We start from the raw sequence: 21,522 nt of genomic DNA, 5'->3' as shown, positions 1-21,522 counted from the left end.
GTGGATGAGCTTGAGGTCATGACCGACATCAAACCCCTCATTGCTGTGGATCATGCCTTTGGACTTCTGATTTCGCCTTTACCGGTTTAAGCTCTCCCGCATGACTCGTCACTGTCATAACTGCGGCTGGGAATGGACGCTCTCGGGCCAGCCGGGACGCGGCGATTCGTGCCATCGCTGCGGGTCCGATCTGAAAGTGTGTTTGAACTGCGTCAGTTACGATCCCAAGGTCGCCCACCAATGCCGCGACCGCCGCGCGGATCCGGTGGCCGAGAAAAACATGGCAAATTTTTGCGAATACTTCGAGATGGCCAAACGCGGTTTCGTCCCTAAATCGGCATCCGACGCTCGGGAGTCCTCTGCGAGAGATCAATTGAAGAAACTGCTCGGCGATTAAATTTAGCGTTACGCGAAAGGCCTCGAAACCGCAGATGGACGCGGATCAACGCAGATCCAACGACGCCAGTCTTTCTCGAGACACGAATTGCACGAATTATCACGGATTCTGAACGTAACTTCAAATCGTGTTACTGCTTGGTCCGCGGATGGACGACAAAGCTCGTAGCGCAGAGTTGCACTCTGCCGTAGCGCAGAATTGTATTCTGCGGGGCGTCTCCCAGTCCGAGCCCGCTGGGACTTGCCGGCGCCCTGCCGATTGGAAATCGGCGATACAGCAGATTGAAAATCTGCGCTACGGTTCTCCGGTCGATCTGTCGTCAATCCCACGGTCTGCACAGACCCTTAAATTAATTCGTGAAAGTCGTGTCTCGCTGTTTGGGGTGCTTTCTTCATAGGGTCAAAGCAGCTCGCGCAAAGCCTGCCCGGTGTGGCTGGCCGAGCACGCAGCCACTTGTTCGGGCGTCCCCTCAATGACGACGCGGCCACCTTCTTCCCCGGCTTCCGGCCCCAGATCGATGATCCAATCGGCGCATTTGATCACGTCGAGATTGTGTTCGATGATCACGACGGAGTGTCCGGCCTCCACGAGCCGATGAAACACACGGAGCAAGACCGCGATGTCCTCGAAGTGCAATCCGGTCGTCGGCTCGTCGAAGAGGAAAAGCGTCGGCTTGTTTTCCAGCGCGTTGGCTTCGGTGAATTCGGCGAGGTGGCTCACCAGCTTCAACCGCTGGCATTCGCCGCCGGACAGCGTGTTGATGGGTTGGCCCAGCCGCAGATAACCGAGACCGACTTCCTCCAGGAGTTTCAGTTTGGAGACGGCCAGCCGGGCCGGGGGTGAATCCGGAAATGCGGACAAGAATTGAATCCCATCTTCGACGGTCGCCTCCAGAAAATCTGCGATGCTCCAGGCTTGAATCACTTCACCGGTCCCAGAGCCCCCAACCTCGCTCCCGGGGGTTGAATCAGCAGAGACGTCGGCTTTGGATTTTCTTCCTCTCCCCGTGAGAAACGAGCGGGGAGAGGATCGAGGAGAGGGGGAGCTTGGCACAAACGGCCCTCCTCTCCCCTGCCCTCTCCTCCCTTCGCAGAGAACAGAGCAAGAAGCGCGATGGGCGTTCTTGGCCCCTTGTTCAGGACTCAAACTCCTGGATAGCTTAACCTCCAGAATGTGTTCCCGATACCGCCGGCCATCGCACTCCGGACAACGGATAAAGACGTCGCTCAGGAATTGCATTTCGATCTTCTCGAAGCCCGCGCCGCGGCAACGTTCGCACTGGCCTTCGCGCGAATTGAAACTGAAGGCGCTCGCTTTCAAGCCGCGCTGGCGGGCCAATTCCGATCGCGCGAATAGCTCGCGGACATGATCGAACGCGCCCGTATAAACCGCCGGTGTCGAACGCGGCGTTTTCCCGATGGGCGATTGGTCCACCAGCACCGCGCGCCCCAAATGCTCCGCGCCCGAAAGCTGCGCCGCGGGATGCGGAGAATCCGCTGCGGCCGTCAAAGCATCTTCGCCATCGTCCCCCTCCGCACCACCATCTCCGCCCTGAACGTCCCCCCTCACCCCGTCCCTCTCCCCCTCAGAGATGGCGACGGTGTCCGCAGGACGGGTGAGGGGATCACTGACCCCTGACCCCTGACCCCTGACCCCTGACGTCCGGCTCCTGAACCTTGCCTCCAACGCCGGCAAAAGAACTCCCCGAACCAGCGTCGTCTTCCCCGAACCGCTGACGCCCGTGACACAAACCAGCCGCTCCAACGGAATTTCGACCGCGAGATTCTTCAGATTGTGCAGCATGGCGTTCGCAAGTTGGAGCTTCCTGCGTTGCGGCGAAACCTTGCGGCGCGGAAGAATCTCGATCTTCCGCTGGCCGCTCAAGTAATCGCCGGTCAGCGTTCCTTTCGCCCGACGGATCGAGCCGAACGCGCCTTGAAACACCAGGCGCCCGCCGGTTTCACCGTGGCCTGGACCGAGATCGACAATTTGATCCGCCGCGCGCATGACGCTCGCTTCGTGTTCGACGACGACGACGGTGTTGCCTGCGTCGCGCAGGCGTTCCAGGATTTTGACCAGGCGCGCCGTGTCACGGGCGTGGAGGCCAACGCTGGGTTCGTCCAGAACGAACAACGTGTTGACCAGGCCAGAACCCAGGCACGTGGTGAGGCTCACGCGTTCAGTCTCGCCGCCCGAAAGCGTCCGCGTCGCGCGATCCAGTGTCAGATAACCCAGACCGACTTCGTCGAGGTATTTGAGCCGCGCGCGCACTTCGTTGAGGCTCACGAAAAGGGGGTCCGAAGATTTGCGTTCCTTCCGCGAGGCCATGAGAGCTTCAACGACGAGCAGCGCGCTGGAAACCGGCTGGCGATAGAAATCCGCCAGCGTGATCAACTGGGCGTTGTGATCCGGCAACTTGAAGTGAAGCGCCTCCGGTTGAAACCGCTGCCCGTGGCAATCCGCGCACGTGCGGTAAGCGCGATAGCGCGAAAGCAGCACGCGCACGTGCATCTTGTAAGACCGCGATTCCAGCCAACGGAAGTAGCCCTTCAAGCCGTACCACGCGCGAGGCCACTCGTGTTCTTTGTCTTTGCCGTAGTCCGGGTCGCCGTTCAAAACCCAGTCCTGCGAGTTTTTGGGGAGATCCTGGAAGGGCACCTGAGTCGGAACTTTCCGGAGTTTGCAGAACTTCAGCAGGTCGTCCTGGCATTCGGCGGACATGCCGCTCTGCCAGGGCTTGGCCGCGCCCTCCGCCAGCGAGAGCGAGCGGTCCGGAATCGCCAGATCGTAATCGATCGTGATGGTGCGCCCGAAGCCTCGGCAAGTGGGGCACGCGCCGAGCGGATGATTGAAGCTGAAAAGCGCCGGCGTCGGCTCCCGATATTCGAGGTCGCACTGCGCGCAATGAAAGCGGCTGGAAAAGCGCTGGGCCAGACCGCCGTTCGGAGGATGCACGACGATCTGGCCTCGGCCGAAATGATACGCTTGCTCGCACGCTTCGGCGAAGCGGGCGCGATTGGCCGCCGTCAGCCCCAGTCGATCCTGAAGCACGGTCAGATGCTTGGCATTCCGGTCCTGAAGACGCGCCGCGGCTTCCTCCACGCGCACGACTTCGAGTTTGCGGTCGTGGTCTGAGTTTGCCAGGAGCAAGCGCTGGTAGCCTTGCTTGGCGATCAAGGCGAGCGAGTCCGCCAGGGAAAGCTTTTCGGAAAGTTCGAGTTCAAACGCGATCAGGACTTCCTCTGCCACGCGGCCCTCCCCTGCCCCGCCGGAAGTCAGGTTTGCCCAAATCTGATCCGGCGAATCTTTCCGCACCGGCCGGCCACATTGCCGGCAATAGAGCTGCGCCAGGTGCGACCAGGCCAGCTTCATGTAGTCGCAAATCTCCGTGATCGTGCCGACGGTGGATCGCGTGGTCTTGACGGTGTTGCGTTGTTCGATCGCGATCGCGGGCGGAATGCCTTCGATGCTGTCCACGCGCGGTTTGTCCATGCGATCGAAAAACTGGCGGGCGTAAGGCGAGAAAGTCTCGATGTAGCGCCGCTGGCCTTCCGCATAGAGCGTGTCGAACGCCAGCGAACTTTTTCCCGAACCGCTCGGCCCGGTGACGACGATCAGTCGGTTGGCCGGGAGATCGAGATCGAAATTTTTGAGATTGTTGTGACGCACCCCGCGCAGGCGAATCACAGGAACAGCGGACCGTTTCGACATCGGGCGCAATCTAATGACGCGCGACGGTGTGTCAACCAAGCCGAATCAATCTTTCTCCCCCCAAATCTTCGGCGATTTGAAGGCGGCAGGCCTGGGAGTGCTCTTTGGCGGGACGGCTTGCTTCGCGTAATGATCGAGGCGCGCCCGGAGCTCTTTCACTTTGTCCGGCAACCGCGCGGACAGATCGGTCTGCTCGCTCGGATCTTGAGCGATGTGGAACAGTTCGACGCGCTCGTTGGCATTGCCTCGGCCCTGAGGTTTGCCGGCTCTTCGAGCCGCTTGCCCTCCCTCCGGTTTCGCGTCCGGCTCGGCCGTGCCACGACCGCCGTTCAGGACGAGCTTCCAATCGCCCTGGCGGATCGCGCCCGCGACCGGCGTCACGTTATGGAGAATCTCCTCGTGCGGTGTGGGTTTTCCTTCGGCTAACGTTGGCCAGAGATCGCGGCCATCGAGCGGCAGCTTTTGAGAAAGTGAAACTCCCGCGAGCTTCAGCAGCGTGGGATACCAATCCACGATGTGCAACGGTTCGTCGCAAATCGTGCCGGGCTTGAGTTTGCCCTCCCAAACCGCCAGCGCGGGCACGCGAATTCCGCCTTCGTAGAGGGTGCCTTTGCTCGCGCGCAGAGGCCCGTTGCTGGTGACGACGCCGGGCTGCGGCCCGCCATTGTCGCTGCAAAAGAAAATGAGGGTGTTCTTTCTCAAGCCGCGCTTCTCCAACGCGCCAACGATCTGACCAATCGCTTCGTCCATGGCCGCGACCATCCCGGCGTAAGTGCGGCGAGGCCCTTTGAGGTGGGCATAGGGTTCCGTGTATTTCTCCGGCACCTGGTGTGGCGCATGCACGGCATTGAACGGGACGTAGAGAAAAAGCGGCTTGCTCTCGTCGTGCGCCGCGATGAGCCGTTCGCATTCTTGGGCGATCAGATGCGTGCTGTACCCTTCGTCGCGGCAAACCGTATCGTCGCGATGCCAATCGAATCCGCCGTCGCGGACGTGGGTGTAGTAATCGAGCGCGCCGTTGTAGTGGCCGTATTGATGATCGAACCCCCGGCGGGTTGGCAAATAAGCGGGTTCAAAGTGGCCGAGATGCCACTTGCCGCAAATAGCCGTGATGTAGCCGGCTTCCTTCAACGCTTGCGGCAACGTGCGTTCTTCGAGCGGAAGGCCGTATTGCGCCCAGGGCCGCACCACGCCGACTTGCAGCCCGTGCCGTATCGGATAGCGGCCCGTGAGCAGAGCCGCGCGCGTGGGCGAACAGACGGGCTGGACATAGAATTGTTCCAGCCGCACGCCCGCCGCCGCGAGTTTGTCGAGGTTCGGCGTTTTGATTTCGCCGCCATGGAAGCTGACATCGGCCCAGCCCAGGTCATCGGCGAGGATGAAGAGAATGTTGGGTTTTCCGGATTGAGGAGCGGCTGCCTGCAAACAGGGATTGGCTCCGAGTAGTGCAAGCAGGCCTGCGATTGTGACTGGAATCAATTTCGTTCTTGCGAAGATTTCGGCGCGCGGCTGTGTGCAAAGCACCAGCCGCAGCAGTCTGGCGTTTCTGGCGCGCTGCGGCTGTGTCTGCGACCACAGCCGCGCTCCTTCGGTTGCGGCGAGAGCCGGGTTGAGGTCTTTGCGCCGCGAGCCCCAGGGGAATGAACCACGGATGACACGGATCACACGGATGAAGAAGGAGTAAAATGAGGCACCAGCATTCCTATCCGTGCCATCAGCGTTATCCGTGGTCAATATCATCACAGGAAGGCGGTTCACTTTTGCGCTTTTAACAGGCGTATCTCGGCCTCCAGCAAGGCGATCTTGAATCGGTCGATGTCTCCCGGTGCCAAACGATCCAGCGTCATAGCCTGGACCTGCTTCAGGCGGCGTTCGAGCGCCGCAACCAGGTTTCTCAGTTCATCGACAACGGCCTTGTTGTCATTCTTTTCCTGTGCCAGCCGAATTCGAGCATCAGCCAGCGCGGTTTCGGGAGAGCCATCAATAATATGGACTCGCCCAGCCTGGAGTTGAAGCTCATAGCTCTTAAGTTGAACCTCCCGTATCGCCACGATCTGCTCGAGTTTTGAGTTCACGTCGCGGTTGGTCCCAGGAGCGGCGGCTCGTTTGTCCGGGCCGCTGTTTTGCTGCTGCGCGGCCAGAATGGCTGGGAATGCCACGCCAACGGTTGCGAGGAAGATCGCGGTTGTCTTTTTCATAATGGTTCGGCTCGTGAAGTGAGATTCCGTTAGAACCAATGGCTGTGCGGCAGCACAGCCCTACCTGCTCGCGCCGCGTTTGGGTTAGTTCGGCAAGGGTTTCACCAGGATACTCTTGTAGTAAATCTTGCTGCCGGGGTCGTGGCCTTGCAGCGCGAAGGTGCCGCTGGAGATGCGCCGGGCCGAAGCGCGCTGGCCGGTCTCTGGCGCGTCCGGTTCGGTGTAATCCACGATGGTCTTCCCGTTGACTTTCGTCGTGACGTGTTTTCCCTGGACGATGATGTGCATCGTGAACCATTCCTCGTCCTTCACGAGGGAGTCGTAGTTGTCCTTGACCCCGTAAAGCCCCGCCGTCCGCTTCGGGTCCGTGTGCGTGGTGTTGACCTGGACTTCGTGGCCTTTGCGCGGAAAGCCCTTCTCGAGCCATTCGGTGTGAAAATAGACTCCGGAGTTCGCCTTGGGAAAGGTCATGATCTCCAGCTTCAACTCGAAGTTCGTGAAGTTATGATTCTGAACCGGTCCCACGTAGAAGAGATGCGCGCGCGGGCCGAACACGACGATCTTTCCATCTTCGACTTTGAAGGTGTCGGGATTTTCGCTGGCTTTCCAGCCTTCGAGCGATTTGCCGTCGAAGAGAGAAATCCAGCCGTCTTTGTCATCGGCCGCGAGGAACGCGGTGGAGAGGAGTGCAGCAGTGAGGAGGATTATTCGTTTCATAGTATGAGGAACGTGGGCACCGTAGGATTTTATCTCCGGCGCGTCAAGCGGAGGCAATCTCCTTAAATGGCTGAGATGAGTTCTTCCCGCAAGGAACCTCATCGACAGCCAGTGGCGGCGGCGGCGCGGCGCCTCGCTCTCCTTTCGATTCGCGTCCATCGGCGTTTAGTCGCGGTTCAAGAGCAAATTCCCTCGGCTTAATCGGTGATTTGGGATCAGCAAGCGGGACGGACGGCACGGTTGTTGGCTTGAGTTTTCTAAACTGCCAGTTTAGAAAACTCACGTATGCGCTACCTTCACCGAGAGCTGGAATCGCAGGTGGCGATGGCCGCGAAGAATTTCCCCGCGGTGGTGCTCACCGGTCCGCGGCGAGCCGGGAAAACATTCCTGCTTCGCCATGTGTTTCCGGCGTCGGATTACTATCTGTTCGAGGATCCAGACGTGGTGTCGCGGTTCCGTGATGATCCCCAGGGCTTTCTCGACCGGGTGCGCCTGCCGGCCATTTTTGACGAAATCCAGAATGTTCCCGAAGTGTTCAACTTTGTCCGCGCACGCATTGACCGCGAACCCCGGCGCGCGGGGCGCTGGTTCCTCACCGGCTCGCAGGAGGCCGGCCTGATGCACAACGTGACGGAGTCGATGGCCGGGCGCGCGGCCGTCCTCCAGTTGCTGCCGATGTCCCTGCGCGAGACGCCAAAGGTGAGCTTGATCCGAGGCGGCTTTCCAGAGGTGCTCGCCCGGCCGCGGGCCGCGTCCCTCTGGTTCAGCGCCTATGTCCAGACGTACCTGGAACGCGACGTGCGCAGCATCAGCGCAATTCAGGAACCGGCGACGTTCCGGAGATTTCTCGCGCTGGTCGCGAGCCGTCATGGACAAATCCTCACCAAAACGGATTTGGCGGCCCCGCTGGGCATGAGCGTGCCCGGCATCGGACGGTGGCTCGACATCCTGGAAACCACCGGTCAGATCATTGTGGTGCCACCGTGGTTTGAGAATCTGGGAAAGCGGCGGATCAAATCTCCCAAAATTTTTATCGCAGACTCAGGAATGGCTTGCCATCTCCTCGGCATCGAAACGGAGGCCGAACTGGAAAAATCGCCGTTTCTTGGAGTCTTGTTCGAGGGGTTCATCGCCGGTGAAATCGTCAAAGCGCAGTGCAACAGCGGCCGCCGCCGCGAACTCTACTATTTCCGCGATCAACAGGGGCTGGAAGTGGATTTTGTCGTTCCAGGCAAAGACGGCGCCGTTCACCTGATCGAAGCGAAGGCGGCGCACACGGTGACGCCATCCGATGCCCACGGGATGCGGCGGCTCGCAGCAGCGATGAGCGGGCAGCCTGGCGTTCAACGCAGCGTGAAGATGACTCTCGTCCACCGACCGGCTCGCGTCGGGACGCCGAACGAAACCGTGGCGCCCGGCGTCCGGGCGCGGCCCTGGCAAGATTTCGTCCGGGCACGGTTGTGGTGAGGGACGCGGAACCTTCGTGGTCGCTGCAACGCGCAAGGGGACCATGAAACGTGGCGCAGACATTCCTGTCTGCGGGTTGGCGGGAATTTCCAGTCCCGTCCGCCGGGCGACTGGAAAGTCGCCCAAACGAGCCGGCTGGAAAGCCGGCTCTACCACGCCCAGGCGTAGGCATCGCAGCGGGGGTCCGCGCCGGCGCTCAGCAGTCCCGTGTTCAAGTCCACGACAATCGCGCCGTTGTTGCCCATCGACCAGTCGCCGGTCGTCTTAAGTTTGTGGCCTTTCGCGGCGAGCGCCTGGCGAACAGGTTCCGGCACGCGGGATTCCACGGACATTTCTCCCGGATACATCGTGTGCGGAAAGGGCGACGCGGGAAAACTGCGTGTGGACCAGCGCGGCGCTTCGATCGCTTGCTGCACGTTCATCCCGAATTCCACCATGTTCAGGAAGGTCTGCATCGTGCGCATGATCTGATCGTCGCCGCCGGGACTGCCCATGACCATGTGCGGTTTTCCGTCTTTCATGACCAACGTCGTTTGCAGCGTGCTGCGGGGCCGTTTGCCCGGCGCCAGCGCGTTGGCTTCGCCGGGGACGAGCGAGTAGTAATCCCCGCGGCAGTTGAAAATCAGTCCCGTGTCGCCCATCACGACGCCCGTTCCGAACCCGCTGTGCAAGCTCGGTGTGAAGGTCACCATGTTGCGCTGTTTATCCACGACCGCAATGTAGCTCGTGTCGCCTTCGTGGTCCGCTTTCCCCTCGAAATTCACCGTGACCTTGCCCCCGAACATTCCGCTGGTCTTCATAAATCTCTCGGGCGAGCCCGGCCGAAGTTCGAGCGACGCGCGCTCCGGATCGATCAACTTGCGCCGTTCGCGGGCGTATTCCTCCGAGAGCAGGCCTTCGAACGGGATGCGGATGAAATCCATGTCACCGAGAAATTTCTCGCGGTCAGCGAAGGCGAGCTTGAGGGCTTCGACGGAAGTGTGGATGTACTCGGCGGTATTGTGGCCGAGTCCTTTCAGGTCGTATCCTTTGAGGAGACTCAACGTAAACAGCTCCGCCGGTCCCTGGTTGGCTGAAGGATTCTTGTAAACCTGGTAGCCTTGGTAATCGAGCGAGACGGGTTCCTCCACCTTCGCCGTGTAATTCGCAAAGTCTTCGTAACGGAAAAGTCCGCCGTTCTCTTCGGAAAACTTCGCCATGGCTCGGGCGATGTCGCCCTTGTAAAAGCGGTCGCGCGCCGCTTTCAAAGCGCGAGATCGGCCTTTGAAGCGGTTCTGGCGCTCGGCTTCCACGAGCTTTTTCAACGTCCGGGCCAGGTCTGGATTGCGAAAGATCTCGCCGGCCTTGGGCGGCTGCCCGCCCGGATAATAAACGCGGACGCTGGAAGGATATTTCTTGAGCTTCTTGGAGCCCGCGATGGCGCCGGCCAAACTGCGGCTGAGGGGAAAACCATTTTCCGCCAGATCGATCGCCGGCGCGAGCGTCTGCGCAAAGCTCATCGTGCCCCAGCGATCCAGCAGGAGGTGCCAGGCATCGACCACGCCCGGCACGGTGCCTGCCAATAGTCCGTCATCCACCTGCAGCTTGCCGTTGTTGTGTTTCTGGTACCACTCAATCGTCGCGAGCTGCGGCGCGGTCCCTTCCGCGTTCAGCGACCAGACTTTCTTCGCTTTGGCGTCATAGATGAGAATGACCGCGTCGCTGCCGACGCCGTTCGAAGCGGCATCGGCGACGCAAAGCGCGGCCTGCCCCGCCACGATGGCATCGAACGCGTTCCCGCCGGCAAGCAAGATTCGTTCGGCTGCCCAAGTGGCTTCGGGTTTCATGGAGGTCACAGCGTGGTAACGTCCGCGAATGACGGGCCGCATGGTTCGAGTCGTCGTCTGAGCCTGGATTTCAACCGAGGGGAAAGCCCCTGCAAGAAGTGCGAGCGCTACGAAGTGGGATTTCAGTGATTTCATCATCGTGACCTGACTGGGTGGCAACGGATTTCATTCTGTCCGCGACGGCGTCGTCGGTCAATCCCGCGGCAACAGATTCCATCCTTCGTACGGTATGCTTCACTATCGTTTACTATCCTTGCTCCTTCTTTAGCGGCTGCGGCGGAGCTCGCGCATAGACTTGTTCGGGCACTCATGCGCGAGGGAAAAAGGGGATTTAAGCGTTGGGATTTGGACACAGAGTTGAATTCTTTGAGAGGCCAGGATATGGAATGAACAGCCATTGGAGGTGAATTCCTGTGGCAAAAAGAGAAGATGGATCTCAGCATTCCCGTAGTAACTCAGGAAGGGAGAAGATTCGTGCAAATCAGAAGCGCGAACGAACTCAGAATTCAGGATCGAGTTTCATGGGAGGCTGCTATCGGCTCGCTTCTCATGTTTCCAAGAAACTCCTCTCTCCAACTCTCTCCCCACTCGTTCCTCGCGGGGAGAGAGGGAAGTCTATCGGAGTCGCTGACCGACACTTTAAGTCGCCCCCCAGCAGATGGCTGCAATTAGCACTGTGGATCAAAGACCTCGCGGTAAATTCGGTTGCGCACTTTCAATCGGCCCGAGTCGGCCGCGATGATGCCGGAGAGCCGCAGTTGATTGATATATTCGTTAGCTTCGTCGTCCGGAATCAGGTTTTCGTGGTGCACCTGCTCGTAAAGATTCAACAGCTTGGCGAGATCGACTTCCACGCGCAGGATGCGTTCCCGAACGAAGAGCAGATTGTCATCCTGCTCGCGCGCCCGCGGCGAGAGAAAGAGCCGTTCGCAAAGATCGTCGATGCATTGCAGCGGTGTCGCGTCCTGCAGCGTCAGCCTGAGTTTGGGTTTCTCCTCGAAAACGGCACGGCACAAGCGCTGGGTCAAATAGGGATGGCCGTTCGTCCAGAAAAGAATGCGCTTGAGATAAGCCTGGGCCTGGCCGGAGTCTGCATCCAACCGCTGAGCCAGGGGCGCGGCCTCCGTCTCGGTGAAATCCGTGAGTTCAATGCGGTGGCCGATGTTGAACGGCGTGGTGTGCGGATTGCGAATCAGCTCCGAAGGCGTCGCGACCCCGAGCAAACAAAAGGTCACGCGCTGGAAGGCGGGATCTTCCACGCGGCGGTTGTAGCACTCGCGAATCGCGGCAAAGAATTCGTCCGTGGCAAACGGCAGGCTGTGCACGATGTCGATTTCATCCACGAAAATCACCAGCGGGCCGGCGAGGGTCGCGAGCGCGACGTCATGAATCGCGGTCATGAACCGTTGCACGGCGCCGACGCGGTCGCGCGTGCTCCAGAAATCCTCCAGTTGTTGTTCCAGGCCCAATTGCCGTCCCAGCCGCATCAGCAAACCATCGTACCATTGTTCCGGCGTCAGATTTTGGCCGATGGCCGTGAGGTCCAGCACCACAACCTTGAAGCCGCCGGCGCGAAGCTTGTTGGCCGTGCGCACCATGATGGAGCTTTTCCCCATTTGCCGGGACGTGAGCACGTAGCAAAACTCGCTGTTGACGAGGCCTTCGAGCAATTCCTTGTCCGCCTTGCGGTCCACATACGACGCCGCGTCGTGCCGCAGCGTGCCGCCCGTGACGTAGAAAGCCGTGTCGGAGGGATTCATACTGATCAGACCGTGGGATAGAATACACTTTGTTGCGTCGCATTTGGGCTCAGGCGCGACGAAGGAGAATATCCCTGGTGGATTCTTCGACTGAGGAGCAACGAAGCCAGAGCCCAAATGCGGCGCAACCCGCAGGGCCAGGGGTCTTTTGGCCAGCCGCTTCGTCGCTCGCTCGTTGTGGATCGCAGGGATACACCGCCTCGCGCGCTCCTCGCGGCTGGCCAAAATCCCTCCTGGCAAAGTGTATTCTATCCCGCGGTCTGATCAGTAAGCTGCGCCGGTTGGCAGGCGCGATCGAGCCACTTGATACGCCAGGCCCAAGTTTTTCAGCACTTGCGTCGCGGAGCGAGCTTTATTCAACGTGTAAATGTGAAGCCCAGGCACGCCTTCGCGCAGGAGTTCTTCGCACTGTCTCGTCGCGTACTCGATCCCAAACTCGGTCGCCGCCTCGTCATTGTCCCGCAAAGGCTCCAGCCGCGCGAGCAGCGGCGCCGGCATGCGCGCGCCGCACATCTCCGTAAACCGCTTCACCTGGGCGGCGCTCAGGATGGGCAGAATGCCGGGCGTAATGGAGACCGTCACGCCGAGCTTCTTCACCATGTATTCGCGGAAGACAAAGAAGTCCGCGTTGTCGAAGAAAAGTTGGGTGATAACAAAGTCGGCGCCGCAATCGATCTTGGCTTTCAATCGCTCCCAATCGACCTGCTTGCCTTCCTTGCAGGCGATGTGGCCTTCCGGAAACCCCGCCGTGCCGATGGAAAAGCCGCCCGTTTGCCGGATGAACTGGACCAGTTGATACGAAAACTCGAAGCCGCCTTCAGTTTTCTTGAATTCGCCCATGCCGCCGGGCGGATCGCCGCGCAAGGCCAGGATGTTCTTGATTCCAAGCGCTCGGGCCTGCTCCAGCGCTTCGCCGATTTGCTGGCTGGTCGAGCCGACGCAGGTCAAATGGGCCATGCCCGTGATCCCGTGGGTCCGCTGAATGCGGTCCACGATCATCAACGTCTTCTCCCGCGTGCTGCCGCCGGCGCCGTACGTGACCGAGCAGAAATCGGGTTGAAGTTGTTTCAACGCAGGGATGGTTTTCTCCAGCAGGTTCCGGTCGCCTTCCTCCGTTTTCGGCGGAAAGAATTCAAAGGAAATCACCGGGCGATTGCTGGCTTGCTTGGCGGCGTAGATGTCGCGGATAAACTGCATCGTTGGCATTATGCGCGAATCGTTCTGGAAATCCAAGCTGCGAGAAATGGGGTATCCGCCCAGGCCGCCCAGGGGCGAGGTTCGAGGTTCCAGGTTTCGAGTTCAAGGTTCGGCCACGGATGAACACCAGTGCATCCACGAGTTGTCGGTGATCGCCGTCCACGTAGCGCAGAGTTGCACTCTGCCGTATCGCGGATTTGGAATCCGCGGCACGCCGGCCAATCCGGTGCGGTCGGGCGAGTTTGTCGCGCAGCCGACTACAAGTCGGCGATACGGCAGATTGAAAATCTGTATAGCTACGCTTCACCGCCAACTTGTGGAGGCAACGGATGAACATGGATACACGAGTTCGTTCCTTCGCTCCTATCCGTATGATCCGTGTAATCCGTGGTTAGTTCCGCGCGCCGCACGGTGTTGGTCCGCGTCTTTCGGGCGCCCGGATTTCTCCCTCTCCAGTTCTCGATGACGCCTAAACTCCAACGGCGGACGGTTTACACGGTTTTCTTCCTCTCCGGTCTCGGTGGACTCGGCTGCCAGATGATTTGGTCTCGCCAGTTCGGGATCGGCCTTGGGCACGAAATGCCTGCGGTGCTCGCCGTGGTAGCGGCGTTCTTCGGCGGCCTGGCCCTGGGCGCTTGGAGGCTGGATGGCGCAATCGGAAGGAGCGCCCGCCCTGGGCGCTGGTATGCCGCGCTCGAAATAGTCATTGGAGTCTGGGGACTGTTGTTGACGGCGCTGTTGCCGCTCGCGAACGATTTTGCGTTGAGTCTGATAGGACTGGCCCCTTCCGCAGCACGGCATTGGTTCTCGGCCTTTGCAGTCCCTTTTCTTGCGCTGCTTCCCGCAACGATTTCGATGGGAGCGACGCTGCCCGCAATGGAACGATTCGCGTCCCCGTGGATGGCCGATGGCCGGTGCATTGCCGTGCTTTATTCACTCAACACGCTGGGCGCGGTGGCGGGCACCTTGGCCAGCACGTTCATCCTGGTGCCATCGCTCGGTTTCACGAAGTCGCTTTTCGCTTTGGCCGGGCTGAATCTGCTCTGCGGCGTGGTGATGTTGATCGTGGAGGCGCGAAGCCAACGGCGAGTTCTTGTTTCAACTACTCAAGAGCAACAGCGGCCTCCTTCACTTGAGCCTCAAGGCAAGGCGAGCCTGTCCCCAGCGAGCCGCCCTGGACGTGCGCCAAGCATGTCGCGCGGCTCGCCGGGACGGACTCGCCCTACCTGGTTCACGGGGCATGAGCAGATTCGTAAGGGCCAGGGTTTGGACCTGACCTTATTCGCCACCGGCCTGTTGGGCATTGGATACGAAGTCCTCGGGGTGCGTGTGATGGCTGAAGTGCTGGAGAACACGATTTACAGTTTTGCCGCGGCGTTGTCGGTTTACCTTCTCGGCACCTCGATCGGCGCCAGTATCTACCATCGCTTCGGCAATCGAACTTCGACAACCCGACTCCGGCCGTTGCTCCTGATCGGCCTTTCCACGAGTTGTCTGCTTGGCGCCTGGGTTCTCACCGGGGCGCAGAAAATCTACGTTTTCTGTCGAACCAGCTTAGGTGACACGTTGGCCGGAGGATTTGCCGCGGAAGCCGTGGTCGCCGCTTTGGTCTTTGGTTTGCCCACGATCCTGATGGGCGCGATGTTCAGCCATCTCGTTCAATCCAGCAAGCGCGAGCGCGATGGCGTCGGCCGTGCTGTGGCTCTAAACACTTTGGGCAGCGCGCTGGCGCCGCTCATATTCGGAGTTATGTTGCTGCCTGCCCTGGGGGCCAAATGGAGCTTCGTGTCCCTGTCCGGCGCGTACGTCGCGCTTCTGCCGAAACGTTCGGGTCGAGCCTGGATGCTTCTGATTTTGCCGCTGGTGTTGATGGTTGCGCTTCCGCGCCGGCTGCAGATCGTTCAAGCGCCGCCGGGCGGCAAAATCCTCGAATATCGAGAAGGCGTGATGGATTCGATCGCGGTGGTCGAGCACTTCGACGGCCATCGGAGTTTGCTGGTCAACAATCGCTTCACGATGGGCGGCACCGGTGCGGCGGACGCGGCGCGACGCCATGCCCACATTCCGCTCCTGCTGCACCCGAATCCAAAGCGCGCTTTGTTTCTTGGCCTGGGCACAGGGATCACTTTTGCCGCAGCCGGGCCGTATGCCGATTTAGCGGCGGACGGCGTCGAACTGATTCCTGAGATTCCTCACGTCTTGGATCACTTTGCACCGCACAACCGCCTTCGGCCCGGCCTGAACGTGCGCGTGGCGGACGCGCGCCGGTTCGTCCGCGCATCCCGCGAGCAGTATGACGTGATCGTGGCCGACCTTTTTCATCCGGCACGGGACGGCGCGGGGGCGCTCTACACGCGGGAACATTTTCAAGCGATGCGCCAGCGCCTGGCGCCGGACGGAGTTTTTTGCCAGTGGCTGCCGCTGTTTCAACTCGATGAGGCCATGCTGCAAGTCATCGTTCGCACTTGCCTGGAAGTGTTTCCCGACGCCCGGGCTTTTCTGCTGCGGTTCAACGTCGATACGCCCGTGCTGGGCCTCATCGCCATGGACGAAGCGACTGTGGATTCCACCGGTTGGTTCGAGAACCGCGTCCGCGATCCCAACCTGATTCAAGAACTCAAGAGCCTGGGTTTGCCGGATGCCCTGCATCTCTTCGGGTGTTTCCTCGCGGGACCCAGCGCGCTGCGGGAATTTTCCCAAGGCGCCGCCTTGAACACGGACGACCAACCGGTCGTCATTCTGCGCGCGCCGCATTTCGCGTATCGGCGGAACCAAGCGCCGCACCGGCTGCTTTTCCGTTGGCTGGACCGTGTCCGGGGCAATCCAAGAGAACTCATCGAAAGCGCTGGAGAGGACGCAAATCAGACCTTCCTCCTTCGACTGGAGAAATTCATCCAGGCGCGCGACGTTTATCTGCGCGGGCTGGCCGAGGAAACCGCAGGACGGCTAGCGAGCGCACTCGACACTTACCTCGAAAGCTGCCGCCTCAGCGACCAATTCTCGACCGCGTACGCTCGTTGTCTGACCATCGCGGTGCAACAAGCGAAGACCCAACCGGATGAGGCGCGCTGGCTGTTGCAGCGGCTGGCTGAGGCCCAACCCTCGCGGCCCGTGGCCAATGAATTGCTGAGACGGCTGTCCAGGGAGCGGTGACGCCGCCGCGCAGCGAAGTTCTGAACTCACTAAAAGTTTGCGTGGAGCAAGTCAGAATGCGGAAGAAGAATTCCCTTGGTTCTCTTCTTCGTTCCCTTCGTTGGCTTCTGTTTCTTAACAAAAGGCAACGAAGAGAACAAAGAATTCGGGGAATTATCAACCCCTTTGCTGGACCCGCATCTTTTGTTTTTCTGAGGTCAGAAGTTAGGTTAAGCGCTTTGGGAGAGTGCTGGCACGGTCAGAGAGACCGCGGTGCGGTGTTCGGCGGCACCATCCGGCTCACGAGCGTGAGGAGATCTTGGGACACAAACGGCTTCTGCAAAAAGCCGTCCACGCGCATCCCCTCAAAGCGCCTGGCAATGTCCATTTCGCTGTACCCGCTCATGACCGCAACCGGCACGTCCGGGGAAAGAGCGCGCAATTGCCGCAAAACTTCCACGCCATCCATGCGCGGCATCGTCAGGTCAAGAAGCACGGCCACGATCCCGTGTCGATGTTGCGCAAATACTCTCAGGCCGTGTTCTCCATCCTCCGCCCAATGGACGGTAAAACCTCCGCTCTCCAAGACGCGCTGGGCGAATTCGCGGACGCTCGGTTCGTCATCGACCACCAGGACCGTGCCGGAGCCGTGCCGCGGTTGCATCTGGCGACCCGGCGCAAGCCGGTCCGTTGTTATGGGCGCTGCGCCGGGTAACAGCACCTGAAACCGCGTGCCTTGACCGGGCGTGCTCGCCACCTTGGTGGTTCCCCGATCGCCGCGGACAATGCCCAGCACGGCCGCCAGTCCTAAGCCGCGTCCCGTGAATTTGGTGCTGAAGAAGGGATCGAAAATCTTGCGCATCGTTTCCTCGGACATGCCGCAGCCGGTGTCCTCGATCTCGACAAAGGCATACGAACCCGGGGGAAGTTCCTCCGGAAGAAACGGGGAACGCAGATCAGCGGCCGCGGTCTCCTGAACTCCGGTGCGCACGCAAATTTTTCCCACGTTGCTTTCGAGTGCATCGGAAGCGTTGGTGATCAAATTCATCACGACCTGTCGGAGCTGTGTGGCATCCCCCTCGACGGTGGCCGGCTTCAGGTCGAGTTCCATGATGGCTTTCCTGGACACCACCGTATTCAGCAATTTGGCCATTTCCTGGACCAACCGGTCCAGCCGCACGGGTTGAACGACGAATTTGCCCTTGCCCGAATAAGCCAGCATTTGCTGAGTCAGGTCCGCGGCCCGTTGGGCCGCCTTCTCGATTTACTGGAGCATGGGGCAGGCTGGCGATTCGTCCGGCAGACTGACCAACGCCAGGTTGGCATAGCCCAGGACGGCCGTCAGCAGGTTGTTAAAGTCGTGAGCGATGCCACCGGCCAGGACGCCGAGGCTTTCCAATTTCTGGGCGTGCAGGATTTGAGCCTCCAGCCGGCGGCGCTCTTCCTCGGCGCGCTTGCGCTCGGTGATGTCCGTCGAAGTGCCGATGACCCGGACCGCGTGTCCGGCGGAGTCAAAGAGTATCTGCCCCCGGCCCCAGAGCTTGCGTTCTTCGCCGTTGCGTCGAATGATGCGGTACTCGGTGTCGCGGAATCGGTGTGTCTCCAATAGAATTGCCATCCCCTCTCGCACGTCGGGCTGATCGTCAGGATGAATGAAGGCCACGGCGGCCTCGAGTGTCCCCGGGAATTGGGTGGGCTCGAGGCCGTGGATGCGGCACATGACCTCCGACCAGCGCACGCCGTTGGTCCCCAGGTCCCACTCCCAACTCCCGCACTGTCCGGCGTGCTGCGACATCTGAAGGAAGATCTCACTATCCCGCAGCGCGGCCGCCGAGCGGGTGCGCACCATCGCAGCGCCCAGTAATCCGCTGGCCGTGCGCAGGGCATTCAGCTCTGCTTCGGACCATTGGCGCTCGACGAAACACTCATCGAAACCGATGAACCCCCTCCACTCCCCGTCCCCCTGGATCGGATAGATCACCACGGAGACCACTCCTTTCGATTCAAGGAAGGCTCGTTCGGCCTCCGGCAAGTCCTTCACCAGCGTGGCGACGGGTTGGCCCGCGCTCATGCTCGCCTGCCAACTGACAAAGCCCACTCGCGCCAGATCCATGTTTTGGAGGTCCGGGTCGTCGATCTGGGGCGGGATTCCCGGGGCGGCCCATTCGGCGCGCTGGCTGACGCAATCGGCTCCGGCGCTATTCCGACAGCGCTCGAAGACAAAGACCCGGCTGACGCGAAAGGCTTCGCCCAAGGCCTTCAGAGTCGGTTGGATGCCCTGGCGCCAATCCGCGGCTTGCAACAACTCTTTGGCGGTATAGGCCAGTGCCGCCAGGACATCATTGCGCAGGCGCAGATCCAATTCCCGCTGACGGCGCTCGGTGATGTCTTGCCAGGTGCCCAGGACACCCATGATGCGACCTTCCGAATCCCTCAGAGGCCTCTTGTTGGTTTCCAACCAATGAATCGAGCCGTCCGGAAAGGTCGCCGGCTCAATGCGTCCTACCACCGGCTCGTCCGTGGTCATGACCTCCTGGTCGATCCGGATAAATTCCTGGCCTTGTTCTGGGGTGGATACGCTCAGTTCGCAGTCAGTCTTTGCCGATCACCTCGTCGGGCGAATCGAATCCTTCGCTTGCGTGCGGCGACCCTGTTGCAGCCCAGGAAGCGGGAATCGCGGTCCTTCCAGAAAACCCCTTGCGGGATGCTGTCCAGGACAATCCGGAGCATCTGCTGAGAGGCTTTCAGCGCGGCCTCAGCCTCGTGCCGATCCGTCACATCCACTGCAGTTCCGCCCACCCAGGTCCGTTGATCAGTCCGAAGTAGCGGGAACTTTTGCACCAGCCATTGGCGCATTCTGCCGTCCGCGCCGGGGACCTGTTCAATCGTCTCGAGCATTTCCTCGCTCGCCAACACGTGACGATCATTGGCGCGAGTTTGGTCGGCCGACTGCCTGGCATAGAGATCGTAATCCGTCCGGCCCAGGATGCTGTCGGCGGACCGTTCGAACAGCTTCTCGAAGGCCTAATTGACGTAACGGAACTTGAACTGGTCGTCCTTGATCCAGGCCACGACCGGGCTCTGGTTCATGAATGCCTGAAAACGTTCCTCGCTCTCGCGCAGCGCCCGGATGGCTCGGATGCGTTCTGTGATGACTTCCGTGAACATGACCAGGCCGCCGATCTGGCCGCTCGGCTTGTGCCAGGGTTGGACCACCCACCGCAGGTAATCGACCGTCCCGTCCGCGCGCGGAAAGGCATCTTCTTCGCGACACTCGGTCGCGCCCGCCAGGCAGCGACGGTGGACGGCTTTCCAATCCTCGCCGATTTCCGGAAACACCTCGTAATGGCTCAACCCGCCAAGCTCACGGTTCCCCAGCTTGTCGTCCGTGAGCCAGCGCTTGCTCCAGGCCAGGTAGCGCATTTCCGTGTCAAACATGGCCACCGCCGCCGGCGTGTGCTCAATCAATGTCCGGAGCAGGATGCGGTGATCGGCCAACTCCGATTCAGTTTGTTTCCGATTAGAAATGTCCACCATCACGCCGTGCAGCGTGACCACCTCGCCGTGGTCCGCCTTCACGCTGACCACGTCATGCAACCAGACCGCGCGGCCATCGGCGGCCACCATGCGGTACTCGAAATCGTGATCGCAGGCTTGACGGGTGCTTTCGACGCAGTATTTCACGGCCGCTTCGCGGTCGTCAGGGTGGATGTGGTTGGGCCAGAAGTTCGGCTCGTTGAGCCAACGGCTCACCGGGTAACCCAGGATGCGTTCGGCCTGCGGACTGACGAAGCGAAACTGCCAGGTCCGCGCGTCCACCTCCCACACGATCCCGTCCAGATTGTTCATCAGATCGGCGTAACGCTTTTCCGAGGTTTGCAACGCTTCCTCTGCGCGCCGGCGTTCGCTGATATCCCAAAAGATGCCCATCACTCCCGTGACCTGCCCTTGATTGTCGAAGGTCGGGACCTTCATCACTTGCACATAGACCTTCTCCCGGCCCGGGTCTTGGTGTTCCTCCTCCTGATTCAGCGGAGCCTGACTTTCCATCACGCGCTGGTCATCGCGGCGATAGGCGTCCGCGAGTTCCGGCGGAAAAAGATCTCGATCCGTTTTGCCCACGATCTCCTCAACCGGTCTGCCCACCAGAGTCGCGAAGTGTCGGTTCACGAAGTTGAAGCGGCCATCTGCATCCTTGCTAAAAAGACTCACGAGAAGATTCTCGGTGAGTTGCCGGAAACGCGCTTCGCTCTGCCTCGCCAGCGTCTGAGCGCGCTCGAATTCCGTGATGTCGTCAAACGAGGTCATCCCGCCGATGATCTCACCCTGGGGGTTTCGCAGGGGCGCGAAATGGACTCGAACCGGGAGCCGCGAACCATCCGGCCGTTCGATCACGACCCGGACGTTTGGGACGGGAACGCCGGTGCGCATGACTTCCATCACCGGGCATTGTGCGTGCGGCAGGAGGGTCCCGTCGGGCCGATACAGCCGCAAGGAGCCGCAGAAGCGCTCGTTGGGATCGCCGCGCTGGGGCTCGCGACCCCAGAGTTCCGCGGCGCGTCGATTGTAATCCTGAATCACGGCCGAGCGATCGCAGACAAACACTGCACTGGGCAAAGAATCGAGCAGGCCGCGATAGAGAAGTTCACTGTCGCGGAGCGCATCGCCGGGTTTGCGCTCACGGATCTCCTCAAGCGGAATCCGCGCCAAATCCGCCGTGTCGGTCTCGTTCATCGTGTGTCGCTCTGCTGTTCCAGCGCCCCGCGCAAATGACATCAAACCATGTCGGCAGGCAGCTTCAGATCGGGGTCGCTGTGAACAACACTCAAGCTAGTACATCGTTTTTGTGACAAGTAAACAATCACGGCAGCGTCTCCAGGGCGGTAAAGTTGCTCCAACGATGGACCACTGGTGCCTGGTTGATTTCCGCGACGCCCCGCAGAATGCGCTCTTTCATCTCCTGCCAACTCGCCACCCGCATCCCGCGCAGAAAGGTCCGCGCCATTTTCCCGAAGAGCGTCTCCACCAGGTTGAGCCACGAACCGTGCTTGGGCGTGTGCACATACACAAAGCGGTTGGGGCGTGTGGCCAAGTACGCCATCGTTTCCTTGCTGATA

Annotated in this window: 15 protein-coding genes; 3 read left to right on the top strand and 12 right to left on the bottom strand. The window is 60.4% G+C overall.

The window, feature by feature from the left end; all coding sequences use genetic code 11:
• Window positions 1-100 precede the first annotated feature (100 nt).
• Window positions 101-397 carry a hypothetical protein gene (locus FJ398_07515; GenBank protein ID MBM3837802.1) on the top strand — a complete coding sequence of 99 codons (297 nt, stop codon included), beginning with the start codon at window positions 101-103 and terminating at the stop codon, window positions 395-397.
• A 399-nt stretch (window positions 398-796) separates the two neighbouring features.
• Here the strand turns inward: FJ398_07515 and FJ398_07510 are convergent, their stop codons facing one another.
• From FJ398_07510 to FJ398_07495, 4 genes are all read right to left on the bottom strand, one after another.
• Window positions 797-4,108, bottom strand: coding sequence for an excinuclease ABC subunit UvrA (locus FJ398_07510; GenBank protein ID MBM3837801.1), 3,312 nt, complete (start codon window positions 4,106-4,108; stop codon window positions 797-799).
• 45 nt (window positions 4,109-4,153) lie between these two features.
• Window positions 4,154-5,848, bottom strand: a complete 1,695-nt coding sequence (locus FJ398_07505; GenBank protein ID MBM3837800.1) for an arylsulfatase — start codon at window positions 5,846-5,848, stop codon at window positions 4,154-4,156.
• A gap of 14 nt (window positions 5,849-5,862) precedes the next feature.
• Window positions 5,863-6,306, bottom strand: a complete 444-nt coding sequence (locus FJ398_07500; GenBank protein ID MBM3837799.1) for a hypothetical protein — start codon at window positions 6,304-6,306, stop codon at window positions 5,863-5,865.
• A gap of 84 nt (window positions 6,307-6,390) precedes the next feature.
• Complete coding sequence (locus FJ398_07495; GenBank protein MBM3837798.1) at window positions 6,391-7,023, bottom strand: DUF1080 domain-containing protein; 633 nt, start codon at window positions 7,021-7,023, stop codon at window positions 6,391-6,393.
• 285 nt (window positions 7,024-7,308) lie between these two features.
• Here FJ398_07495 and FJ398_07490 point away from each other — a divergent pair, with 285 nt between their 5' ends.
• Window positions 7,309-8,490 (top strand): ATP-binding protein, encoded by a 1,182-nt coding sequence (locus FJ398_07490; GenBank protein MBM3837797.1) that lies wholly within the window; start codon window positions 7,309-7,311, stop codon window positions 8,488-8,490.
• Between the two features lie 149 nt (window positions 8,491-8,639).
• Here FJ398_07490 and ggt read toward each other — a convergent pair whose 3' ends face one another.
• The 3 genes from ggt to metF form a co-directional block, all read right to left on the bottom strand.
• Window positions 8,640-10,454: a gamma-glutamyltransferase gene (gene ggt, locus FJ398_07485; protein ID MBM3837796.1), complete on the bottom strand. Its 1,815-nt coding sequence runs from the start codon at window positions 10,452-10,454 to the stop codon at window positions 8,640-8,642.
• Window positions 10,455-10,984: 530 nt separating this feature from the next.
• A complete protein-coding gene (locus FJ398_07480; GenBank protein MBM3837795.1) occupies window positions 10,985-12,076 on the bottom strand; it encodes a hypothetical protein in 1,092 nt (363 codons plus the stop codon).
• A gap of 264 nt (window positions 12,077-12,340) precedes the next feature.
• Complete coding sequence (gene metF / locus FJ398_07475) at window positions 12,341-13,273, bottom strand: methylenetetrahydrofolate reductase [NAD(P)H] (GenBank protein MBM3837794.1); 933 nt, start codon at window positions 13,271-13,273, stop codon at window positions 12,341-12,343.
• Window positions 13,274-13,735: 462 nt separating this feature from the next.
• Here metF and FJ398_07470 point away from each other — a divergent pair, with 462 nt between their 5' ends.
• A complete protein-coding gene (locus FJ398_07470) occupies window positions 13,736-16,426 on the top strand; it encodes a spermidine synthase (protein ID MBM3837793.1) in 2,691 nt (896 codons plus the stop codon).
• A 238-nt stretch (window positions 16,427-16,664) separates the two neighbouring features.
• On the opposite strand, the gene FJ398_07465 is transcribed toward FJ398_07470, so the two are convergent.
• The 5 genes from FJ398_07465 to FJ398_07445 all read right to left on the bottom strand — a co-directional run.
• Window positions 16,665-17,627, bottom strand: coding sequence for a response regulator (locus FJ398_07465; protein ID MBM3837792.1), 963 nt, complete (start codon window positions 17,625-17,627; stop codon window positions 16,665-16,667).
• Window positions 17,628-17,669: 42 nt separating this feature from the next.
• Window positions 17,670-18,932 (bottom strand): PAS domain S-box protein, encoded by a 1,263-nt coding sequence (locus FJ398_07460; GenBank protein MBM3837791.1) that lies wholly within the window; start codon window positions 18,930-18,932, stop codon window positions 17,670-17,672.
• 53 nt (window positions 18,933-18,985) lie between these two features.
• Entirely contained in the window at window positions 18,986-19,417 is a 432-nt protein-coding gene (locus FJ398_07455) for a hypothetical protein (GenBank protein MBM3837790.1), read from the bottom strand.
• Window positions 19,418-19,429: 12 nt separating this feature from the next.
• Window positions 19,430-21,181 (bottom strand): PAS domain S-box protein, encoded by a 1,752-nt coding sequence (locus tag FJ398_07450; protein ID MBM3837789.1) that lies wholly within the window; start codon window positions 21,179-21,181, stop codon window positions 19,430-19,432.
• A gap of 85 nt (window positions 21,182-21,266) precedes the next feature.
• On the bottom strand, window positions 21,267-21,522 hold a 256-nt coding region (locus tag FJ398_07445; protein MBM3837788.1), incomplete at its 5' end, for an IS630 family transposase.

This window comes from Verrucomicrobiota bacterium (genome assembly GCA_016871535.1).
Classification (GTDB): Bacteria; Verrucomicrobiota; Verrucomicrobiia; order Limisphaerales; family SIBE01; genus VHCZ01.
This window is presented reverse-complemented; position numbering and strand designations above follow the sequence as displayed.